Origin of the sequence: Paraburkholderia sp. (genome assembly GCF_047605525.1) — a bacterium.
Taxonomy (GTDB): domain Bacteria; phylum Pseudomonadota; class Gammaproteobacteria; order Burkholderiales; family Burkholderiaceae; genus Paraburkholderia.
In genome coordinates, this window is record NZ_JASGFN010000004.1 from 1 (window position 1) to 20,189 (window position 20,189).

The window sequence follows — 20,189 nt, forward strand, 5'->3', positions numbered from 1 at the left end:
GCGCGCCGCGACCGCCGCGGCCACCGCCTGCCGCACCGCGGCGGCGTCGCCGAGATCGACCGCGACCGGTGTGAGCTGCGCCGCGCCCAGTTGCGCGCTCAGCGTGTGCAACGCGGCCGCGTCGATGTCGAGCGCGAGCACCGTGTCGCCCTCGTCCACGAAACGCCTGCACAACACGCTGCCGATGCCGCCGCACGCGCCCGTTACCAACACCACACGATTCATGTGAGCCTCGCTAATCCACCTGCCCGCGCCGTCCCGCCAGCCTGCAATTCAGCCTGTAAATTTCCTACAAAACTGCTACTCGCCGAATGCCACCAATCCCGAAGAATGGGTTTTCGCGCCATCGTGCGATGCGGAATATCCCATGCTTTACAGCATCTTATGCATAAAACCGGCGGAGAAAAAATATCGCAGACCCTACGTGACAAGCAATTTTGCGTCATGTAGGATTTTTTCAAACAATCAACCCAAGGCGGCCGGCGACGGCGGCACACCACCCACAGGAGAGAGAAATGTCGTTGCATGCCCGTGCTTCCCTCGCGCTAGGCAAAGTCGCCGTGGCGCTCGCGTTTGCAGGTATCGCCGTGGCGGCCCACGCCGACACGGTCCGCGTCACCGTCGCGCACTACAGCGACGCCACCGCGCCCTACTTCGAGAAAATGGCGCGCAACTTCGAGAAGGCCAATCCCGGCACGACGATCAAGATCGAGGACGTGAACTGGGACACGCTGCAACAGAAACTGCAAACGGACATTTCCGGCGGCGCCAACGCCGACCTCGCGATCGTCGGCACGCGCTGGCTGCTCGACTTCGTGAAGGACGACGTCGCCGAGCCGCTCGACGGCTACATGGACGCGAACTTCAAGGCGCGCTTCATCGGTCCGTTCCTCGCGCCCGGCCAGATCAACGGCAAGACCTACGGCCTGCCGATCGCCGCGTCCGCGCGCGCGCTCTACTACAACAAGGATCTGCTCGCGAAGGTCGGCTATCCCGACGGTCCGAAGACATGGAACGACGTGATCGACGCGTCGAAGAAACTGAAGGCCCAGGGCATCGCCGGCTTTGGTCTGCAAGGCAAGGAAATCGAAACCGACGTCTACTATTACTACGCGCTGTGGACGATGGGCGGCGACGTGGTCGGCAAGGACGGCAAGGCCGCGTTCAATTCGCCGGCGGGCGTGAAGGCCGCGACGATGTACAAGCAGATGATCGACCAGGGCCTCACGCAACCAGGCGTGACCGGCTACAGCCGCGAAGACGTGCAGAACCTTTTCAAGCAGGGCCGCGTCGCGATGGTGATCTCGGCGCCGTTCCTCGCGAAGCAGATCAAGAAGGAAGCGCCGAACCTGAAGTACGGCATCGATCCGGTGCCGATGGGCACGACACACGCCACGTACGCGGTCACCGATTCGATCGTGATGTTCAAGAACTCGAAGGTGAAGAAGACCGCATGGAAGTTCCTCGACTATCTGTTCACGAAGGAACCGCGCGTCGAGTTCACGACGACCGAGGGCTTCCTGCCGACCACGAAGGCCGAAGCGTCCGACCCGGCGTTCAACGATCCGGACGTCAAGGCATTCATCGCGCTGCTGCCCACGGCGCACTTCGCGCCGACCGTGACGGGCTGGGAAGACACCGCGAAGGCCGTGACCGATGCGATGCAGGCGATCTACCTCGGCAAGGCGCAACCGGCGGACGCGCTGAACACGGCGGCCGCGCAGGCGAACAAGTCGCTCGGTCACTGATACGCGGTTTTTCGCCGCTTTTTCCGTGGAAGTTTCACGGCGACTGGCCGGGTAAGGAATGCGTGCCGCCGTTGTGACGGCGGTGCGCGTTCCGCTTCGTCGGCCACCGGCTACATCAGTCGATGCACTCTCCGGCCCATTCCGTCGCGCCCGCCGCTTGACGCGGGCGCGTCTTACGATCGAGCACGCATGAGCCGTTCCGTTTCTTCGCGCCCGCGCGCGCCCTGGTTGCTGATTGCGCCGAGCCTCGTTCTCGCGTTGTTCATCATCAGCTATCCGATTTTCAACATCGTGTGGCAATCGCTGCACGAGGTGTCGCGCTTCGGCGCGATTCGCGATTTCACCGGTCTGCAGAATTTCATCAACGTGTTTCAGGATCCGGTGTTTCTCGCGTCCACGCGACGCACGATCGTCTGGACCGTGTGCGTGGTGGGCGGCACGGTGGCAATTTCGGTACCTGTCGCGCTGATCCTGAATCAGGACTTTCATGGCCGCGGCATCGCGCGCACGATCGTGATGCTGCCGTGGTCCGTTTCGCTGACGATGACCGCCGTCGTGTGGCGCTGGGCGTTCAACGACGACTACGGCATGGTCAACGTCACGTTGCAGCGGCTCGGTTTGATCGGCGGCCCGATTCATTGGCTCGCGACACCCGAACTCGCGTTCCCGGTCGAAATCGCGGTCGGCATACTCGTGTCGATTCCGTTTACCGTGACGATTTTCCTCGGCGGCCTTTCGTCGGTACCCAGCGATATCTACGAAGCGGCGCGCATCGACGGCGCGAGCGCATGGCAGCAGTTCCGTCAATTGACGATGCCGCTGTTGCGCCCGTTCATCAACATGGCGATCCTGCTGAACGTGATCTACGTGTTCAACTCGTTTCCGATCATCTGGGTGATGACGCAGGGCGGCCCCGACAACGGCACGCATATTCTCGTCACCTATCTGTACGAACTCGGCTTCCGGCTCGGACGCCCCGGCGAAGCCGCGGCCGTATCGCTCATCATGCTCGTGATGCTGTTCGTGTTCTCGATCGCCTATCTGCGTCTGCAACGCACGAAAGAAGGAGTGCCGTCATGAGTCTCGGCGCGAAGACGAAACGTTCGCTGTGGTGCTGGCTCGCGCTGGCGCCGCTCGTGATCGTCGTGCTGTTTCCGTTCGCGGTGATGTTCTTCACCGCGGTGAAACCGGCGTCCGAGATCTTCGTTTATCCGGCGCGCTGGCTGCCGATGCACTGGCAGTGGCGCAATTTCGTCGACATGTGGGAAGCAGCCAACTTCGGCGTCGCATTGCGCAACAGCGCGATCATCAGCACGCTGTCGACGCTGCTCGCGCTCGCGGTGAGCCTGCCAGCCGCTTATGCGCTCGCGCGCTTTCCGTTTCGCGGACGCGGGCTGTACCGGCAGTTTCTGCTCGTCACGCAGATGCTGTCGCCGATCCTGCTGGTGGTCGGCCTGTTCCGGCTCGCCGCAATGATTCCGTGGGGCGACGGCAATCTGGTCGATTCGAAGATCGGCGTGATCGTGTCGTATGCGGCGTTCAATATCGCGTTCGCGGTGTGGATGCTGTCGTCGTACTTTCAGACCGTGCCGCAAGATCTCGAGGAATCGGCATGGCTCGAAGGTTGCAGCCGCACCCGGGCCGTGTTCAAGGTGTTTCTGCCGCTCGCGGTGCCGGCCATCGTCGTGACCGCGATCTTCACGTTCATCAATGCGTGGAATGAGTTCGCGGTCGTCTATACGCTGATCCGTTCACCGGAGAACAAGACGCTCACGGTACAGGTGACCGATATGGTCGCGGGCAAGTACGTGGTCGAATGGCATCTGGTGATGGCCGCGACACTGTGCGCGACGTTGCCGGTGTCCGTGGTGTTCGCGTGGTTGCAGCGCTATATGGTGAAGGGGCTGGCGCTGGGGGCGGTGAAGTGATTCGAGGTCGTTCCGCGCGGCGCGGCGGTGATGCGAATCGATACCGCTGATACTGCCGGTACCGATCATGCCGCGCGGATCTTCCGCTTCATTGCAGGCAATGCGCGCGGGTCGTTCTTCGTGCAATAAGCCGCGCGTTATTCCGTGCCGCGCACAATGCGCAAATCGCGCTCGACGCCGTCGCCCAACGCGGCCAGCGCCTTCCTGTACGCTTCGCTCTCGTATGCGGCGACGGCCTGCTCGTAAGTCGGAAACTCGATCACGACCGTGCGCTCCTTCAAGCCCTGCTCGCGCGTCTCGTCCGCCACGCCACGCACGATGAACTTGCCGCCCGCTGCCGCCACCGCCGGCGCGGCCAGTTGCGCATAGGCAGCCAGTTTCTGCGCGTCGTTCGTCTTGCGGTACGACGTCACCCAATAACCTTTGCTCATTCGAATCTCCTTGTGTAATGGTTCAAAGCAATCGCGGCCTTACATAGTAGCAAAGCGGCATCGTCATGCGTTGCGACCCGCGCGGATTGCCGTTGCGTGCCGGCTTCCCGCAACCGGAACACGCGTTAGCTATCAGGCGTTTTGTGCACTACGATTGCCTTTGCACATTCCGGGTGCGAGTCGGTAATAACCTGACGGACTACAAGGAGACAGCGAATGAGCGAGCAATACGGGTCGTTTTGTCCCTGCTGCGGCAGCGCGGAACATCGGGCAATGAGCCGCCGAACTTTCATGAGTCTGATTGCGGGCAGCGCCGCCGGACTCGCCATGCCATCCGTATTCGCGGCGGATTCGCCAAACGTGCCGTCGATTGCTTACGACTCGATTGCCAACCCCGTACGTTTGCCGAACGACATGTACTTCGGCGAATGCTCGGGCGTCGCGCTCAATTCGCACGGACACATCTTCGTGCTGTCGCGCGGCAATAGCACCGGCCCCGCCTATGGCGCGGCCGCGGCACAACTGCTCGAGTTCGCGCCCGACGGACGCTTCGTGCGCGAGATCGGCCACAACCTGTATGCGTGGTCGTTCGCGCATACGGTCAAGGTGGACCGGCACGACAACATCTGGGTGACGGACAAAGGCTCCGACATGGTGATCAAGTTCACGCCGGAAGGACGCGTCGCGATGGTGTTCGGCCGCAAGCAGGAAGCATCGGACGAAGACACCGCGCCGCTCAAGCATCCGAATCCGCCGCTGCCTTCGGAGCCGGGTCGCTTCCGTCAGGTAACCGACGTCGCGTGGGACAAGGCGGGCAACACATACATCAGCGACGGGTACATCAACTCGCGCGTCGCGAAGGTGGATCGCGACGGCAACTGGCTCAAGTCGTGGGGCGATCGCGGCACGGGTCCGGGACAATTTCATACGCCACATAGCATTGCGGTCGATGCGCACGACAACGTCTATGTCGCGGATCGCAGCAACCGGCGCATCCAGGTGTTCGATACCGAGGGCAATTTCCTGCGGCAATTCACGATCGACGTGCCGGTTCCGCCGGACGCGCGCCCCGCGATCGGCAACATGCCGAGCGAGGCGGATATTGCGGCCGGCACTTTCGCGCCGGGCTCGCCCTGGGCGATCTGCATTTCGCCGGGACCGAATCAGGTGCTCTATAGCGCCGATGCATTTCCGGGCCGCATCTACAGGTTATCGCTCGACGGCAAGGTACTCGGCGTGCTCGGCAAATCAGGCAAGCAGCCGAAGCAATTCGGCTGGATTCATCAGATGGCGTGTCCGGCGGAAAACGTGTTGTTCGTCGCGGAATTGCTGAACTGGCGTATTCAGAAGCTGGTTCTGCATGCGTGACAGGCCGCGTTAACGTTCGGGGCATTGCTCGCGCCATTCACGCAAAACGGTCCGCCGCAACATGGCGGCGGACCGTTCCGTTTTAATTCGACACGCCGCGCGGTTCGTCCCGAGCCACTGATCAATCGTAGTGACGATGCCTGTAATGACGCTTGCGCGAGTGATAGCCGCGCGAGTAATCGTTCGTGTAGGAGTTCGAGCGCGAGATGTTGCCGCCGAGCGCCGAACCCGCGCCGCCGCCCACTGCCGCGCCGATCAGGCCGCCGGTGCGGCCGCCCATTGCATTGCCGGCCGCGGTGCCCGCACCGCCGCCGAGCGCGCCGCCGACGATCGCGCCCGTGCGTTCCCGGCGATTCGACGTGACCGCGCCACCCGCGCCGCCGCCGACCGCGCCGCCAATCACCGCTCCCGTGCTGCCGCCCACCGCGCCGCCGAGCGCCGCGCCGGCCACACCGCCCAGCGCGCCGCCGAGCATGTTGTTCATATCGCCGGCCAGCGCCGGCAACGACGCCGCGGCGGTCAGCGCAGCCACGGCAACCATCTGGATGATCTTCTTCGACATAACGGCTCTTTGGTTTTATTGAGATGGCGCCGAGTATAGCGAGGCTTTCGAAAGGTTTTTGTAACCACCGAGGTCCACGCCGGTAAGACGTGTAACAAAATGAAGTGGTGGTGATGAAGAGAAACGGCAAGTGTGAAAAAGCGAGGGCCGCCTGTTATGAACGGCCCTCGCTTGCATGACGGTCTTCAGAAACGGCCGCGCATTCGCGTGTTTATCCACGCCGTTTCTTTTTCAGCTCGATCGTTTCGAATAACTCGTAGTCCGGCGTCGGCGTTTGATCCGCGCCGGGAGCGTGATAGTAATTCATCGTGATCGTCGTTTCGCCGCCGTGCTGCCCCGGATCGTAATCGAACACCGCAATGCCGTAGCCGGTGCCGGTGTCGCGCTGCGCCGACCAGATCGCATCTTCGAGCGCATCGGCATTGGCGCGCACGAACGTCCCCGCCGTCGTCGACGGAACCGGACGGTTGGGGCGCGTGAAAATGCGCGCTTGCGGCAGGCCCGTGCCCGCATCGACACCGTAGACGTCGAGCGGCGCACTGGTGCCGCCGCCGCCGAGAATCAGGTGGATCGTGCCGTGGCTCGTGTCGAACGTCGATGCGCCGGACGACACCGCCGACATGACCGGCTTCGGCTGCAACGTATCGACGGGGCGGCCCGTCGCGATGTCCGTGCCTTTGTTGTGATTGCAACCGCGCACCGGATAGCTGCGCTCGTAGTCGTGATCGTGACCGCACAGCACGAGGTCCACGCCATAGCGATCGAACAGCGGCAGCCACGCCTCGCGAATGCCCTTGTCCGAACCGTTGCCGGTCTTCGACGAACTCAACGCATCCTGATGCATCTGCACGATGATCCAGTCCACGTCGTTATCGTGCGACGCGTGCTGCAGTACCTTCTCGAGCCAGCGCGTCTGCTCGCCATTGCTATAGCCGCGCACGTAGAGCGAGGTGCCCGGCGCAATCGGCGGATTGCCGGTGCTCGCCACCGGCGTCAGCGGTGCGGGACCGGCGACGAACGCGGCGGCGTCCTGATAGACGACGTCATCCGCATCGAGCGAGACGAACAGCACAGCGCCGACGCGGAAGCTATACCAGCGTCCCGGAAAACGCGTGTGATTGTCCGGCAGCGTATAGCGCGACAGATACGACGCAAGCCCCTGCTCGCCGTTGTTGAATTCGAGTTCGTGATTGCCGGGACACGGCATCCACGGCCGTTTCGATGCGGACGTCTGCGCGTTGTTGCCGAAGTCGCGCCACACCTCCGGCTGCTGCGTCGGATTCAGGTTCGCGTAGCAGAGATCGCCGTTGAGCAGATGAAACAGCGGCTGAAAGCGTTCGACCGCCTGCACCGCGAAGCGGCTTTGCGGCGACGACAGCACCCAGTTCGTATTCGGCGTCGCGAGGTCGCCATAGCTGGTCCAGCGAAACGGCGTACGGCCGCGCGGCGCGGTGCGAAAACTCGCGGTGAAAGGCTGCGACGCGTTGCTGTCGTTGTCGGCCGTCACTTCGTACTGGTAGTTCGTATCGGCCTTCAGGTCGCGCAAGCGCGCGTGATAGTTGAACACGACCTCGCCATTGATGCCGTCGGTATAGGTGCTTTGCACCGCGTGCACCGTGTGCCTTTCCCTCTCTCCGCCATTGAAGCCGCTCACGCGCACCTGCGGATTGACCGCGGCCGCGGGCGATGACCACGACACCGTGACCTCGCTCGTCGGATCATTGCCCCAGGTCAGATGAATCTGTTCAGGCGTGCCGTCGGGTGTGCCGCCACTCGCGCCGCGCGCGCTCGACGACAATGCGCCTGCCGCCGTCGCGAGACTCGATGCGCCGGCAAACTTCAGGAAACCTCGACGCGAGACGATGGATGCGCCGTGCTCTTCGGCCGGCGTGGGGTTAACGATTTTTCTGTTCGACATGTCCGTGTTGTTGTCGAGGTGGAAGGACGCCAGCGCAAAACAACGCACCGCGGTGCGAGCGCGGACGGAAGTGACGAACGATCGTAGCCGGACGGCGATGACAGCCCGATGAAAACATCGGATGGAATGAACGGAAAGACTAGATACCGAAACGAAGGCTCGTTCCGATCGAAGTGAAGGGGTTTTGAAAAAATCGTAAAAACGAAGCGGCTCGTGGCAAACCGCCGGGCTTCAATGCCGGGTTGCCGGTTGCCGGTGCATTGCGCGGCTGAACCCCTCGCATGCAACCGGCAACTCCGCGTGCGTCCACTCAGGTCTGCGAGCTCGTGTCGTCAGCGGCTTGAGCGTTGTCGGCGTCGTCCTGCTTGTCTTCTTCTTTCTTTTCAAGCATCGATTCCACCTTGCCGGCGCCTTCAAAACCGGCGACAGCGGCGACGCCCTTCGTCAGAAGACCCGCTTCCGGATCGACTTTCTCCGCTGCCTCGACGGCGGCAACCGCGCCTGCAATCTTGCCCACTTCGTCCAGAAGTCCCATGTCGCACTCCCACAAAAAATAAGTGAAATGGGATCGTCTCACGAACTTCGCGCCGTGTCGTCAAATGTCAAACATTTTTACCATCGAGCTTACTGTCAGGCTCGTGAGCACGATCACGCAGTCAAGGTAATTGAAAGCTGCTAGCGTGCGGGCGGTTGCGGATTGTTCGCGGGATTCGTATCGAACCGCGAAACCCGCAGGATTCCGTGCACATCGCCGAGCTTCGACAGTCCGGCTTCCAATGCATCCGCGACATCCTTGTCATAGACTTCAGCGCCGCTCACATGGATCGTGAACGATTGCAGATACTTCGCCTTCTTCTCCGGGTTCCCAATGGTTTGCCGTGTCCATTGATAGAGCGGATAGTTCTGCGTGCCCATTCTTTCCGCTTCGCTCACATAGTCCGCGAATGCGTCGAACTGACATTTCAACGTGGCGTCATGCATGCGCAGAAGATCACGCAGCGCGATATACGACGCGCAGGACGGGTCCGCGCGCAGCGTGTCGGCGAGTTCGCGCGATGCGGTGATTCTTAGCTGGAATTGCAGTGGAGAAGACATGTCGTCCTCGCTGGCGGATTTCACGAGCCGGCGCGCTCGATCTTGTCGGCGACCGGTTCGTCGAGCACCGCTTCGCTGCGCTCGATTGCGTCGCCGCGCACCGGCTTGCCCAACAGATAGCCCTGCGCGTGCGTGCAGCCGCACATGCGTACGAAATCGAGCTGTTGCTGGGTTTCGACGCCTTCGGCGGTGGTCGGCATACCGATTTCGCGCGCGAGCGCGACGATGCCGCGCACCACCGCCGCCGATTCGCGCCTATGCACGGCCTCCTTGACGAACGAGCTGTCGATCTTCAGCTTGTCGAATGAAAAGCGCACCAGCGTCGACATCGTCGAAAAGCCGGTGCCGAAGTCGTCGAGCGCGAGCCCGATGCCCAACGTGCGCAGCCTCGCGATGTTGCGCCGGGTCACCTCGTCGTCGTTCAGAAGCGCCGTTTCCGTGACCTCGAGATTGAGCCGGGTCGGCGGCAGCCTCGTTTTCCGAAGTATCGCGGAGACGGTCGCCGCAAACGATTCCTCCCGCAACTGCACCGGCGACACATTGACCGCGACGATCACCTTGTCGCGCCACGTCGCCGCTTCCGCGCACGATTGCAGCAGCACCCATTCGCCCAAGGCGAGGATCAGCCCGGTGCGTTCGGCCGTTGGAATAAAGGCCGACGGAGACAGCTCGCCGCGCGTCGGATGCGTCCAGCGAATCAGCGCCTCGCGGCCGGACACCGCACCGTTGCTGAGATCGACGATCGGCTGGTACTCCATGCGCAAGCCGTTGAACGACTTCAGCGCGCCTTCGAGATCGCTGCGCAACAGGCTCAAGCTTTCGTCGGAAATATGCCTGTCCCTGTCGAAGATCGCGAATGCGCTCTTGCCGCTGCGCTTGACCGCATACAACGCGCGGTCGGCGCAAATCAGCAATTGCGGGCCCGTTTTTGCGTGCTCCGGATAGATCGCAATGCCGACGCTCGCGCCGATATGCACGAGCGCGTCGCTCAGCGCGAACGGCCGCGCCAGCGTTCTGACGATACGGTCGGCCAGGACTTGCACGTCGCGAAGCTGCGCGGCACCGTCGAGAATCGCGACAAACTCGTCGCCCGCGAGCCGGCCGACCTGGTCGTCGTCCGGCAGCAGATCGCGCAGACGGGTCGCCGCTTCCTGCAGAATCTGATCGCCCGCGGCATGACCCAGACTGTCGTTGATCGCCTTGAAGCCGTCCAGATCGATCAGCAGAACGGCGAACGGCCGGTCCTGACGCGCGGCCCCCCTGTCGGTGCGCTCGAGCAGCAGCTCGCTGATACGCGCGCGATTCGGCAAACCGGTGAGACTATCCTGGCGCGCAAGGCGATGACTGTTTTCGCGCGCGAGCAGTAATGCGACGGTATCGCGATTGCTGCGCAATGCGATCGTGAAAAAGCCGGCCGCGCAAAACGGCGCCTGGAACAGCAGCACGAGCTTGCCGTTGCCCGGCGACAATGCCGCGCCAACGCTCAGGAAGCCGAGAATGAAGAGGATCTGCAACAGCGCGAGTCGTGGCGTGCTCGCGTTACGTCCGGCCAATCCGCCGATCACACCAACCGCGCAAACGTTGCCGAGCAGAAAAAGCGTCGGATTTCCGCTGATATTGCACAACAATGTGCCAATGCCGAACAGCACGCTCCACAGCAGGCTCGCGAACAGAAATGCGGAAGTCGGCGTGGGCCGGCCCTGCGCGCCACGCGTGCGGCACAGCCAGATCAGCACGAGCCGCGCGATCAGCAATGCGACAACGGCAATGCCCCAGGTGGCGTAAAGAGGAATCGGATACAGGTAGTACGCGGTAACGCAAACGCTGATTTCGCAGATCGACGCGAATATGATCGAAGCAGTTCGCGTAAACAGATTGGCGAGCAGAATCTGCCGGTTGTCTGGGCTCAGGTTTTGAGCGGAAGACACGACCCACTTGAAAAATGGAGACCTTGGTTCGGTAAAAGCCATGACCTGCGCATTTGACGGTTAGTGGGTCTGAATCGAAGTGCGAATGGACGTGCGGCGCAACCATTTAACAAACGTAAAATATCAGATTAATTCGTACAATGGCGGGAAATGACTAACGCACACACACATTTAAAGCGCCTCACCATTAGCTGACCGGCGCGGCGGTTCGCCCGGCTCGTTGTGCAGCGCAGCGGGCGCAATCGTATAAGCGGACTTCGGACGTTGCCGGCGACAAGGTAAGCAACAAATAAAAAGAGGAAGAGCAACGCTCTTCCTCTTTAACGGCTTCCCGACGGTGCCGCTTTAGTCGTACAGCACGGCCGCTATCTTCGGATCGTTCATATTGGTTTTGTCGTACCAGAAAAAGCCCGTATCGACTTTCTTCGGCAGCTTTTCGCCGTGCAGCGCCTTGACCGCCGAATCGACCACGCACTTGCCGATGCCCACCGGGTTCTGCGTAATCGCACCGGCCATCAGCCCCGACATGATGTTCTCTTTCTGTTCCTTGCCGGAGTCGAAGCCGATCAGCACGAGTTTCTTGCCCGATTCCTTCACGCCGATCGCGGCCCCCTCCGCCGAGCCTTCATTCGCACCGAAGATGCCTTTCAGATTCGGATTCGCCTGAATCATCGCCTTGGCGATTTCCGCCGATTTCAGGTGATCGCCGGCGCCGTATTGCACGGAGACGATCTTGATGTTCGGATGCTTCGACTTGATCTGATTCACGAAACCGTCGCGGCGATCGACACCGGTACGGCTCGTCTGGTCATGCACGATCACGCCGACTTCTCCCGAGTTGCCGATCAGCTCGGCCATCTTGTCGGCGGCGAGCGCGGCGGCCGCGATGTTGTCGGTCGCGCAGGTGGTGAGCGGAATGTCGCTATCGACACCCGAGTCGAATGCGATCACCGGGATCTTGTCGTTCTGCGCGCGCCTGAGCAGCGGAATGGCCGCCTTGCTGTCGAGCGCCGCGATACCGAGCGCCTGCGGCTTCTTCGCGAGCGCGGCTGACAGCATGTCGATCTGCTTATCGACCATGGCCTCCGTTTCCGGTCCCTCGAACGTGATCCTGACGTTGTTCGCTTTCGCGGACTGCTCCGCGCCCGATTTGACGGCTTGCCAGAACTGATGCTGGAAGCCCTTCGAAATAAGCGGAATATAAGGCTCGTCCGCATACGCGAGACAGCTTCCGCCGACGAGCGCGCCGACACCGACCACGATACCGATGAGTCTTCTCTTCAACATGGGGCCTCCTCCTAAGGATGGGCTATCAAGCCATTGAGGGAGCCTCCGGGTGCTCCCCTTTCTCCTGCTCCTGCGTTTTCGTTCTTCTCTTTCCGCGTCATCCCCTCCGGCTGCGCCGCAGGATGTCCGCGTAAACCGCCAGAATGATGATGAGACCGGTCACCACGATCTGCCACTCCTGCGCAACCGACATGATGCGCAGTCCGTTGGTCAGCACGCTCATGATGAAAGCACCGATGATGGTGCCGAGAATCGTTCCCGAGCCGCCGCTCAGCGACGTGCCGCCGATCACGACCGCGGCGATCGCATCGAGCTCGTAACCCTGGCCGAGCGCCGGTTGCGCCGAATTCAGACGCGACGCGATCAGCAAACCCGCGACGCCGCAAATCGCGCCGCCTACGCCGTAAATCGCAATCTTCCAGCGGTCGACGTTGACGCCCGAAAGCCGCACCGCTTCTTCATTGCTGCCGAGTGCGAACGTATAGCGGCCGAGTGCCGTGCGATTGAGCGCGATCGAACTCACGATCGCGAGGAAGAACAGGATCAGTACCGCATTCGGAATCGGCATGCCCGGCAGCGCATAACCGATCAGTGAATCTTGCGAGATCCGGTAGAAGTTCTCGGTATCGGTGAAGTAGATCGGCTTGTCCGCCGACACGACGAGCGAAAGTCCCTTCAACAGCATCATCATGCCGAGCGTGGCGATGAACGGCGGAATCTTCATTTTGGCGACGAGCGTCCCCGACACCGTTCCGCAAACCGCGCCCGTTGCAATTGCCGCAAGAACGCCCGCCCACATCGGCAAATGCCAGAAGGTGAGAAACACGCCGCAAATAACGGCGGTGAACGTCATCAACGTGCCGACCGACAGATCGATGCCGCCGGTGATGATTACGAACGTGCAGGCGATCGCGAGTACGCCGTTCACCGCGGTCGCCTGCAGAATGCCGAGGATGTTGTCCATCTGCATGAAAGCGGGCGACGCGAAACTGAAAAAGATCAACAGCAGAATCAGGCTCGCGAACGCGAGCATTTTTTGCAGCGCGGTCGGCGCGAAGATGCGGGCTCTCAGGCTGGAAATTCGTCTTTCGTTATCCAGCGCCGCCGTATCCGTTTGCAATGTCATGTCGGGAACCTCTTCAGGCTTGAGCCGTTTTCAGGGTTTCGCGCTGCGTCGCGAGATGCATGATGCGTTCCTGTGTCGCTTCACTGGCGGAGAGCTCGCCGGTAATGCGGCCTTCGCACATCACGACGATGCGATCGCTCATGCGCAGGATTTCCGGCAGCTCCGACGAGATCATCACGATCGCCTTACCCTGGGCCGCCAGCGAGCGCAGCAGCTTGTAGATTTCGCTTTTCGCGCCGACGTCGATGCCGCGTGTCGGTTCGTCGAAGAACAGCACGTCGCAGTCGCGCTCGAGCCATTTCGCGATCACGATCTTCTGCTGGTTACCGCCCGACAGAAGCCGCACCTGCTGCGTCGCGGACGGCGTGCGAATCGAGAGAAGACCGATGAAGTGCTGCGCCCTTTTGCGTATCTGCGCGCGGCGCAGGAACATATTGAACGACAGGAACTTGCCGAGATCGGACATCACGATATTCGATTCGACATCCATGCCGGTGGCGAGGCCGAAACGCTTGCGATCTTCCGACAGATAGCCGATGCCGCGCCTGACCGCATCGCTCGGCTTTTTAATCGACGCTTTCACGCCTTTCACCAGAATCTCGCCGGATTCGACCGGATCGGCACCGAACACCGCGCGCGCAACCTCGGTGCGGCCCGCGCCCATCAAGCCCGCAAAACCGAGTATTTCGCCCTGACGCAATTCGAAGCTGACGTCGCGCACCAGCGGACCCGCGACGAGATTTTTCACTTCGAGCGCGATATCGCCTCTCGCCGGCGCGCTCTGCACAGGCGTCACGTCGGTCAGCGTTCGTCCGACCATCATGCCGATGATCGTCTCGACACTCGTGCCCTCGGTCGGCATGGTGGCCACATACTCGCCGTCGCGCATCACGGTGACGCGATCGGTAATCTGCTTCAGCTCGTCCATCTTGTGCGAGATATAAACGACGCCGACGCCGCGCTCTTTCAATTGACGGATGATGCGAAACAGCTCGGCGATCTCCACGTCGTTGAGCGCGGACGTAGGCTCGTCCATGATCAGTACCCGCGAATCGAAAGACAGGGCCTTGGCGATTTCGACCATCTGCTGGCTCGCCACCGTCAGCGTGCCGACCATCGTGCGCGGATCGAGCTTCACATGCATGCGGGCGAGGATCTCGTGCGCCTGCGCATTGAGTTTGTCTTCGTCGAGAAAAAGACCGAAACCCTTGCGCGGTTCGCGGCCGATAAACATGTTCTGCGCGACGCTCAGATGATTCATCAGTTGCAGTTCCTGATGAATGATGCCGATGCCTACCGCCTGCGCGTCGCGCGGGCCCTGAAAGTCGACCGGTTTGCCGTCGTAAAGAATTTCGCCCGAATCGCGCGTATAGACGCCGGCGAGAATTTTCATCAGCGTCGACTTGCCCGCGCCGTTCTCGCCCATCAACGCATGGACCTCGCCGGCCATCAGTTCGAAGCGGACGTCATGCAGCGCCCTTACGCCCGGAAAGCTTTTACAGAGCTTGTTGACGGAAATGAGTGGGTTCATGTGCGGATCTGCCGACGGCTGCCTATGTCTCCAGCGCTTGTACTGCGGCTGTCATTACGGCTTTTACAACGGCCTTCCCTGCAACTTTCATTTATGGCTCGAAAAGATCCGGCCGTGCTTTCGCGGACCGGTGCAGTTCGGCGACCACCTGCTCGAGATGTTCGTGCATCGCTTTCGCGGCCGCGTCGCCGTCGCCGTCGCCAAGCGCCTTGAAGATGCGTTCGTGTTCCTCGAGCGTATGCACGAGCCGTTCGGGACTTGCCAGCAATTGCCTCGCGCGATCCAGCGCATTGCGCGATACCGCGACGATTTCCTTCACGCGCGGCAGTTTTACCGCGTCGAGCAGGATTTCGTGAAACGCCAGATCGAGTTCATGAAACGCAAGACGCTCGCCGCTTCCAGCCAGACTGCGCTGCTTGTCGAGATTGCTTGCCAATGCATCGAGCGTTGCCCGATCGCGCATCAGCGCAACGCCACGCACGGTTTCGACCTCCAGCGCGCTGCGGATAAACAGATGCTGGCGGATGTCGTCGAGCGCGATCGGTTTGACGCGCGTGCCGCGCTGCGGCAACACCTCGACGAGACCCGCATGCGCAAGCCTCGCCAACGCTGACGAAACGGGAAAGCGCGATACGCCCATCCGCTCGCAGACCGCGATCTTGTCGATCATCAAGCCCGGTTCCAACGCCAGCGTCAGAATCGCTTCTCTCAATGCCGCTTCGACCGCGTCGGTCAAACTGCCGCGCTCGCCGCCCCTGACTTTTTGCAGCGCGGCATACGGATTACTCGCGGCACTCTCCAGATCGACTGACGAATTCACGGCGCTCTTGATTTCGAGAAGACATGCTAGCATGCTAGAAAGCGAATTCCGTGTTGTCAACGCGTACAAATGCCTGGCAATGATCTGGCAATACAGGCGCACCTGTACGCGAACGGGAATGCGCGCTTCGCGTGCGTACGAAACCGATCCGTCTGCGTTTGCAGGCGAAAAGCCGCTAGCCATAGCCCCGGAGGGCGCTCAAATGACTACGATCACAAGGCTGTCCGTTCGGGACATCCGGTTTCCCACTTCACGTTCACTGGATGGCTCCGACGCAATGAATGCCGCGCCGGACTACTCCGCCACTTACGTCACGCTCGAAACCGACTCACCGGATCTGACGGGCCACGGCCTCACGTTTACGATCGGGCGCGGCAACGAAATCTGCGTGACGGCCGTCAATGCGTTGACACCGCTTGTCGTCGGCAAAAAGCTCGAAGATATCGCCGCGAATATGGGGGCGTTCTGGCGCGCGTTTACATCGGATAGCCAATTGCGCTGGATCGGCCCCGACAAGGGCGCGATTCATCTGGCCACCGCGGCGGTCGTGAATGCCGTATGGGACTTATGGGCGAAAGCTGTTGGTAAGCCTGTATGGAAGCTGCTGGTCGACATGAGTCCGGAAGAACTCGTGCGCTGCCTGGACTTCCGCTACGTGACGGATGCGATCACGCCTCATGAAGCACTCGCGATACTGCATCGCCACGCGAAGACCAAAGGCGAGCGCGAACAGGAAATGATCGCGCTCGGCTATCCGGCGTATACGACTTCCGCCGGCTGGCTCGGTTACGACGACGAGAAGATTCGCCGTCTCGCGCGCGAAGGCGTCGCGCAGGGCTGGACGCATTTCAAGCAGAAGGTCGGCGGCGACATCGACGAAGACGTGCGGCGCGCGCGCATCCTGCGCGAGGAGATAGGCGAGAACCTGAAACTGATGATGGACGCGAATCAGGTCTGGGACGTCGATGAAGCGATCACGAACATGCGCCGTCTCGCGGAATTCGACCCGTGGTGGATCGAGGAGCCGACCAGTCCCGACGACATTCTCGGCCACGCGGCCATTCGTGCGCGGCTCGGCCCGATCGGCGTCGCAACCGGCGAGCACTGCCACAATCGCGTGATGTTCAAGCAGCTGTTGCAGGCACGGGCAATCGACTTCTGCCAGGTCGACAGTTGTCGGCTCGGCGGACTCAACGAAGTTCTCGTCGTGCTGCTGATGGCGGCAAAGTTCGGTGTGCCGGTGTGCCCACATGCGGGCGGTGTGGGTTTGTGCGAATACGTGCAGCATATTTCGCTGTTCGACTATATCTGCGTGTCGGCGTCACTGGAAAATCGTGTGCTCGAATACGTCGATCATCTGCACGAGCATTTCGTCGATCCGGTCGTGATCCGCAATGGCCGCTATATGCCGCCGCAAAAACCGGGGTATAGCATCGAGATCTTTGCGGAATCGCTGGAGCAATATTCGTTTCCCGAAGGGGACGCCTGGAAGGGGTAAGAGCAGGCGGACGAAATGGGGAAACAGCAGGAGAGAAAACAGCGAGGGGGAGATACTGAATTTCGGGCTATCTTCCGCTCGTTCTCCAGTGGCATCATATTGGCCTTGCCTCCTCACTCGCCCGCCTATTCCAGACATGTCCAACCTGATCGTACATGGCGGTCTCCCGCTAAGCGGCGAGATCGCGCCATCCGCCAACAAGAACGCCGTTCTACCCATTCTTTGCGCCACCCTGCTCACCGACCAGCCGCTCCGTCTCATCGGCGTGCCTGAAATCACCGACGTCAGGAAGATCCTCGATATCTTCCGCATGCTCGGTAGCGATGTGTCGATGGATTTCGCGAGCGGCGTCCTCGATCTGCACCACCACGCAACCACATTCGATCCGGCCGTGCACCACCTGCCCGAGGAAATGCGCTCGTCGATCATGCTCGTGCCGCCGTTGCTCGCGCGTTTTGGGGTCGCGCGCCTCGAGAACGACGTCAAGGGCTGCACGCTAGGCGTGCGCGAAATCGACCCGCACGTCGAGGTGTTCGAACGCTTCGGCGCGCACATCGAACGGACGGCCGATTCGCTGATCGTGCGCGCAACGGGCCGGATGACGGCCAATCATCATTGGCTCGATTACGCGTCGGTCACGACCACCGAGAACTTCGTGCTGTGCGCCGCCGCGGCCAGCGGCACGTCGACGTTGGTCAATGCGGCGTCGGAGCCGCACGTGCAGGAGTTTTGCCGCTTTCTGGGCATGCTGGGCGTGCCGGTCGACGGTATCGGCACGTCGCGCGTCAGCGTCGAGGGCGGCCAGAAGCTCGGCGGCGGAGAATTCCGCTTTAGCGAGGATTTCCACGAAATCACGACGTTCCTCGCGCTGGGCGCGATCACCGGAGGCGACATCGTGGTCCGAAATACCGCGCCCGAACAGTTTCCGCTGATCGATCGGACCTTTGCGAAGTTCGGTGTGCAGGTCGAGCATCGCGATGGCTGGTCGCGTGCGATTCGGGACGGTGCATTACGCGTGCGCCGGCCTTTCACGCAGAACATTCTGACCAAGGTGGAAGCGGCGCCGTGGCCGTACCTGCCGGTCGATCTTCTGCCGATCTTCATTGCGCTCGGCGTGAAAGCCGAAGGCAGTGCGATGTTCTGGAACAAGGTCTATGACGGTGCGATGGGCTGGTCCGTCGAGCTTTCGAAGTTCGGCGCGCATGTGTTTCTGTCCGATCCGCATCGGCTGATCACGTTCGGCGGGCTTCCGTTGAGTCCCGCGAAAGTCGAAAGCCCTTACATCATTCGCGTGGCCATCGCGTTGCTGATGGTTGCCGCCAGTATCGAGGGACGTTCGGAAATCATCAATGCGCTGCCGATCCGGCGCGCTCATCCGAATTTCGTGGAAAATCTGCGCTCGGTGGGCGCGAATGTGGAATGGACGAGTGGTGAGCTTTAGAAGCTCCACGATAAATTTACCCGCAGTTCGCAAGCAGATCGCCACCTGATCCGCGTATTGAACACATGCGCCGACGGATGAAACTCGCCGCTCCGACCGGCATACCCGTGTGCGGCGTCAGGTGCGCGTTCCAGTCGCGTTCGAATCCTGGTCGCGCCACTCTTTTCGGCGTTTCGTCATTCCGTGCAGCGCGCCGCGAGCGACCTTCCACCACACGAACGGCCGCGGGTCCGCGAGCATGCTCAATGCTCTCGCGTAGTCGAGCGTGAGTCCCGGTGTCCATGCCATCGTAACCGCACGCTTACGGATCTGTGCCGCCACCCAAAGCTCCGGCGTGGCAAGGATTCGCAGAAAGCTCATCCAGTTTGCCTTGCCGCCTCGCAAACGTGCGGCGGCGCCGTCAATTGCCGCCTCGAGTGCGTTCGATACCGTGCTGGAGCAATTACGATAGGTCAGGTTGTAGGTGGTGTCTTTCCGATATCGGTCCCAGAAAGCGCGCAATTTCTCGGGATCGTAATTGCGAATTCGCACCTGCACCGTCGACGGGCACCACGCTTTCGATTCGGTCGCATAGTCGGGCTGGAACAGGCCGGGTACGTCGTTCTCCTTCGTCGCGCGCAAGATGCGCCCGAATTCGCCCGGAGAGCGATCGATCTCGACACCCGGATACAGGCTGATGTAGATACCATCGGGCGATTCCAGCGCCGCGTGGCCGGTCGATATGACGCCGTTGACGTCGACGGCCGCGATATAGCGATCGACGATCAGTTGCTGTTGTGCAGGAGCTTTCGACGAGCCCGTGGGCGTCCATACATGCACGGTCAATGCAGGCTCGTTGTCGGCCGGCGGACCGTCCCACCCGCTCTCCGCAAAGACTCGACCGGCTTCGGGTGTTCCGCGATCGGACTGGATCGCAGGTTGGCTCGACGCGTTCAGCGCCGGATTCCTTGCAAGACGCCGCACGCGCGCGGCAAGCGTGATCAGATTGAGACCGCCGAAGAACAGAAACAGCCCGAGGCTGTATGGCAGCGTGCCAACATAATGGGTCGGATAGGGCTGATAGAAGAACACCGCAAGCAGAATTTCGACGACGCCCCATGAGAACGCGACCTTCCAGCGCCGGTAGCGGACTATCCAGGCGGAGATGCACTGCAGCAGCCCGTCGACGAGAAACAAGGTACCGAAGATCATCGACAGCACGAAATTGCCGTGATGATGCCCCGCAAAAATCAGCATCGACGCACCGACGACAGCGAATCCCTTCACATAACGCAATACGCGTTGGCCGCCAACGCCGGTCCAGGCGACGGCGAGCGTTGCCAGCCCTTCCAGCAGAAAGAGCCACGCGAAAAAATTGATCGGGAAATAGGTCGCATTGTCGAGCGCGTCCACGAATACGACGATACCGGCGACCAGCCATACGATACCGATCGCGAAAATGGCGCGCGCACGCTTGCGGAGATAGTCGACACCGAGCAACAGCAATACCAGCCGAACCATAACGACTC

General features: G+C 61.3%; 18 protein-coding genes. 6 read left to right on the forward strand and 12 right to left on the reverse strand.

The features are described from left to right. Positions 1-225: SDR family NAD(P)-dependent oxidoreductase (locus QM685_RS06665; protein ID WP_415114000.1), on the reverse strand; the 225-nt coding region annotated here is incomplete at its 3' end. Positions 226-515: 290 nt separating this feature from the next. Here QM685_RS06665 and QM685_RS06670 point away from each other — a divergent pair. The 3 genes from QM685_RS06670 to QM685_RS06680 all read left to right on the forward strand — a co-directional run bounded on the left by QM685_RS06670 (position 516) and on the right by QM685_RS06680 (position 3,676). Continuing rightward, positions 516-1,748 (forward strand): ABC transporter substrate-binding protein, encoded by a 1,233-nt coding sequence (locus QM685_RS06670; RefSeq protein WP_415114001.1) that lies wholly within the window; start codon positions 516-518, stop codon positions 1,746-1,748. Positions 1,749-1,937: 189 nt separating this feature from the next. Further along, positions 1,938-2,828, forward strand: a complete 891-nt coding sequence (locus tag QM685_RS06675) for a carbohydrate ABC transporter permease (RefSeq protein ID WP_415114002.1) — start codon at positions 1,938-1,940, stop codon at positions 2,826-2,828. Further along, the gene (locus QM685_RS06680; RefSeq protein WP_415114004.1) at positions 2,825-3,676 is read left to right on the forward strand and encodes a carbohydrate ABC transporter permease; all 852 of its coding nucleotides are present in this window, start codon (positions 2,825-2,827) and stop codon (positions 3,674-3,676) included. The genes QM685_RS06675 and QM685_RS06680 overlap by 4 nt, the downstream gene beginning before the upstream one ends. Positions 3,677-3,813: 137 nt before the next feature. Here the strand turns inward: QM685_RS06680 and QM685_RS06685 are convergent, their stop codons facing one another. Next, entirely contained in the window at positions 3,814-4,107 is a 294-nt protein-coding gene (locus QM685_RS06685) for a DUF1330 domain-containing protein (RefSeq protein ID WP_415114006.1), read from the reverse strand. A gap of 216 nt (positions 4,108-4,323) precedes the next feature. Here QM685_RS06685 and QM685_RS06690 point away from each other — a divergent pair, with 216 nt between their 5' ends. Further along, positions 4,324-5,475 (forward strand): peptidyl-alpha-hydroxyglycine alpha-amidating lyase family protein, encoded by a 1,152-nt coding sequence (locus QM685_RS06690; protein ID WP_415114008.1) that lies wholly within the window; start codon positions 4,324-4,326, stop codon positions 5,473-5,475. Between the two features lie 121 nt (positions 5,476-5,596). On the opposite strand, the gene QM685_RS06695 is transcribed toward QM685_RS06690, so the two are convergent. From QM685_RS06695 to QM685_RS06735, 9 genes are all read right to left on the reverse strand, one after another. Continuing rightward, positions 5,597-6,037, reverse strand: coding sequence for a hypothetical protein (locus QM685_RS06695; RefSeq protein WP_415114010.1), 441 nt, complete (start codon positions 6,035-6,037; stop codon positions 5,597-5,599). A gap of 211 nt (positions 6,038-6,248) precedes the next feature. Further along, positions 6,249-7,955 (reverse strand): fibronectin type III domain-containing protein, encoded by a 1,707-nt coding sequence (locus QM685_RS06700; RefSeq protein WP_415114013.1) that lies wholly within the window; start codon positions 7,953-7,955, stop codon positions 6,249-6,251. A 310-nt stretch (positions 7,956-8,265) separates the two neighbouring features. Continuing rightward, positions 8,266-8,490 (reverse strand): hypothetical protein, encoded by a 225-nt coding sequence (locus QM685_RS06705; protein WP_415114015.1) that lies wholly within the window; start codon positions 8,488-8,490, stop codon positions 8,266-8,268. A gap of 140 nt (positions 8,491-8,630) precedes the next feature. Further along, positions 8,631-9,050 carry a hypothetical protein gene (locus tag QM685_RS06710; RefSeq protein ID WP_415114017.1) on the reverse strand — a complete coding sequence of 140 codons (420 nt, stop codon included), beginning with the start codon at positions 9,048-9,050 and terminating at the stop codon, positions 8,631-8,633. A 20-nt stretch (positions 9,051-9,070) separates the two neighbouring features. Then, positions 9,071-11,020 carry a putative bifunctional diguanylate cyclase/phosphodiesterase gene (locus QM685_RS06715; protein ID WP_415114020.1) on the reverse strand — a complete coding sequence of 650 codons (1,950 nt, stop codon included), beginning with the start codon at positions 11,018-11,020 and terminating at the stop codon, positions 9,071-9,073. A 303-nt stretch (positions 11,021-11,323) separates the two neighbouring features. After that, a complete protein-coding gene (locus tag QM685_RS06720; protein ID WP_415114022.1) occupies positions 11,324-12,265 on the reverse strand; it encodes an ABC transporter substrate-binding protein in 942 nt (313 codons plus the stop codon). Positions 12,266-12,362: 97 nt separating this feature from the next. After that, positions 12,363-13,391, reverse strand: coding sequence for an ABC transporter permease (locus QM685_RS06725; RefSeq protein ID WP_415114024.1), 1,029 nt, complete (start codon positions 13,389-13,391; stop codon positions 12,363-12,365). A 13-nt stretch (positions 13,392-13,404) separates the two neighbouring features. Beyond that, entirely contained in the window at positions 13,405-14,922 is a 1,518-nt protein-coding gene (locus QM685_RS06730; protein WP_415114026.1) for a sugar ABC transporter ATP-binding protein, read from the reverse strand. 91 nt (positions 14,923-15,013) lie between these two features. Next, the gene (locus tag QM685_RS06735; protein ID WP_415114031.1) at positions 15,014-15,775 is read right to left on the reverse strand and encodes a GntR family transcriptional regulator; all 762 of its coding nucleotides are present in this window, start codon (positions 15,773-15,775) and stop codon (positions 15,014-15,016) included. Positions 15,776-15,944: 169 nt separating this feature from the next. On the opposite strand from QM685_RS06735, the gene QM685_RS06740 reads away from it, so the two are divergent. Beyond that, positions 15,945-17,240 (forward strand): L-fuconate dehydratase, encoded by a 1,296-nt coding sequence (locus QM685_RS06740; protein ID WP_415114033.1) that lies wholly within the window; start codon positions 15,945-15,947, stop codon positions 17,238-17,240. A gap of 136 nt (positions 17,241-17,376) precedes the next feature. Continuing rightward, positions 17,377-18,681: a UDP-N-acetylglucosamine 1-carboxyvinyltransferase gene (locus QM685_RS06745; RefSeq protein WP_415114705.1), complete on the forward strand. Its 1,305-nt coding sequence runs from the start codon at positions 17,377-17,379 to the stop codon at positions 18,679-18,681. 117 nt (positions 18,682-18,798) lie between these two features. Here QM685_RS06745 and QM685_RS06750 read toward each other — a convergent pair whose 3' ends face one another. Beyond that, positions 18,799-20,181, reverse strand: coding sequence for an HdeD family acid-resistance protein (locus QM685_RS06750; RefSeq protein ID WP_415114035.1), 1,383 nt, complete (start codon positions 20,179-20,181; stop codon positions 18,799-18,801). Between the last annotated feature and the right edge of the window lie 8 nt (positions 20,182-20,189).

Excerpts from the sequence above, each read along its gene's own strand:
- QM685_RS06715 (WP_415114020.1), bottom strand. The coding sequence starts at position 11,020 with ATGGCTTTTACCGAACCAAGGTCTCCATTTTTCAAGTGGGTCGTGTCT.
- QM685_RS06745 (WP_415114705.1), top strand. The coding sequence starts at position 17,377 with ATGTCCAACCTGATCGTACATGGCGGTCTCCCGCTAAGCGGCGAGATC.
- QM685_RS06680 (WP_415114004.1), top strand. The coding sequence starts at position 2,825 with ATGAGTCTCGGCGCGAAGACGAAACGTTCGCTGTGGTGCTGGCTCGCG.
- QM685_RS06675 (WP_415114002.1), top strand. The coding sequence starts at position 1,938 with ATGAGCCGTTCCGTTTCTTCGCGCCCGCGCGCGCCCTGGTTGCTGATT.
- QM685_RS06705 (WP_415114015.1), bottom strand. The coding sequence starts at position 8,490 with ATGGGACTTCTGGACGAAGTGGGCAAGATTGCAGGCGCGGTTGCCGCC.
- QM685_RS06700 (WP_415114013.1), bottom strand. The coding sequence starts at position 7,955 with ATGTCGAACAGAAAAATCGTTAACCCCACGCCGGCCGAAGAGCACGGC.
- QM685_RS06720 (WP_415114022.1), bottom strand. The coding sequence starts at position 12,265 with ATGTTGAAGAGAAGACTCATCGGTATCGTGGTCGGTGTCGGCGCGCTC.
- QM685_RS06685 (WP_415114006.1), bottom strand. The coding sequence starts at position 4,107 with ATGAGCAAAGGTTATTGGGTGACGTCGTACCGCAAGACGAACGACGCG.
- QM685_RS06735 (WP_415114031.1), bottom strand. The coding sequence starts at position 15,775 with ATGCTAGCATGTCTTCTCGAAATCAAGAGCGCCGTGAATTCGTCAGTC.
- QM685_RS06710 (WP_415114017.1), bottom strand. The coding sequence starts at position 9,050 with ATGTCTTCTCCACTGCAATTCCAGCTAAGAATCACCGCATCGCGCGAA.
- QM685_RS06730 (WP_415114026.1), bottom strand. The coding sequence starts at position 14,922 with ATGAACCCACTCATTTCCGTCAACAAGCTCTGTAAAAGCTTTCCGGGC.
- QM685_RS06725 (WP_415114024.1), bottom strand. The coding sequence starts at position 13,391 with ATGACATTGCAAACGGATACGGCGGCGCTGGATAACGAAAGACGAATT.
- QM685_RS06690 (WP_415114008.1), top strand. The coding sequence starts at position 4,324 with ATGAGCGAGCAATACGGGTCGTTTTGTCCCTGCTGCGGCAGCGCGGAA.
- QM685_RS06740 (WP_415114033.1), top strand. The coding sequence starts at position 15,945 with ATGACTACGATCACAAGGCTGTCCGTTCGGGACATCCGGTTTCCCACT.
- QM685_RS06670 (WP_415114001.1), top strand. The coding sequence starts at position 516 with ATGTCGTTGCATGCCCGTGCTTCCCTCGCGCTAGGCAAAGTCGCCGTG.
- QM685_RS06750 (WP_415114035.1), bottom strand. The coding sequence starts at position 20,181 with ATGGTTCGGCTGGTATTGCTGTTGCTCGGTGTCGACTATCTCCGCAAG.
- QM685_RS06695 (WP_415114010.1), bottom strand. The coding sequence starts at position 6,037 with ATGTCGAAGAAGATCATCCAGATGGTTGCCGTGGCTGCGCTGACCGCC.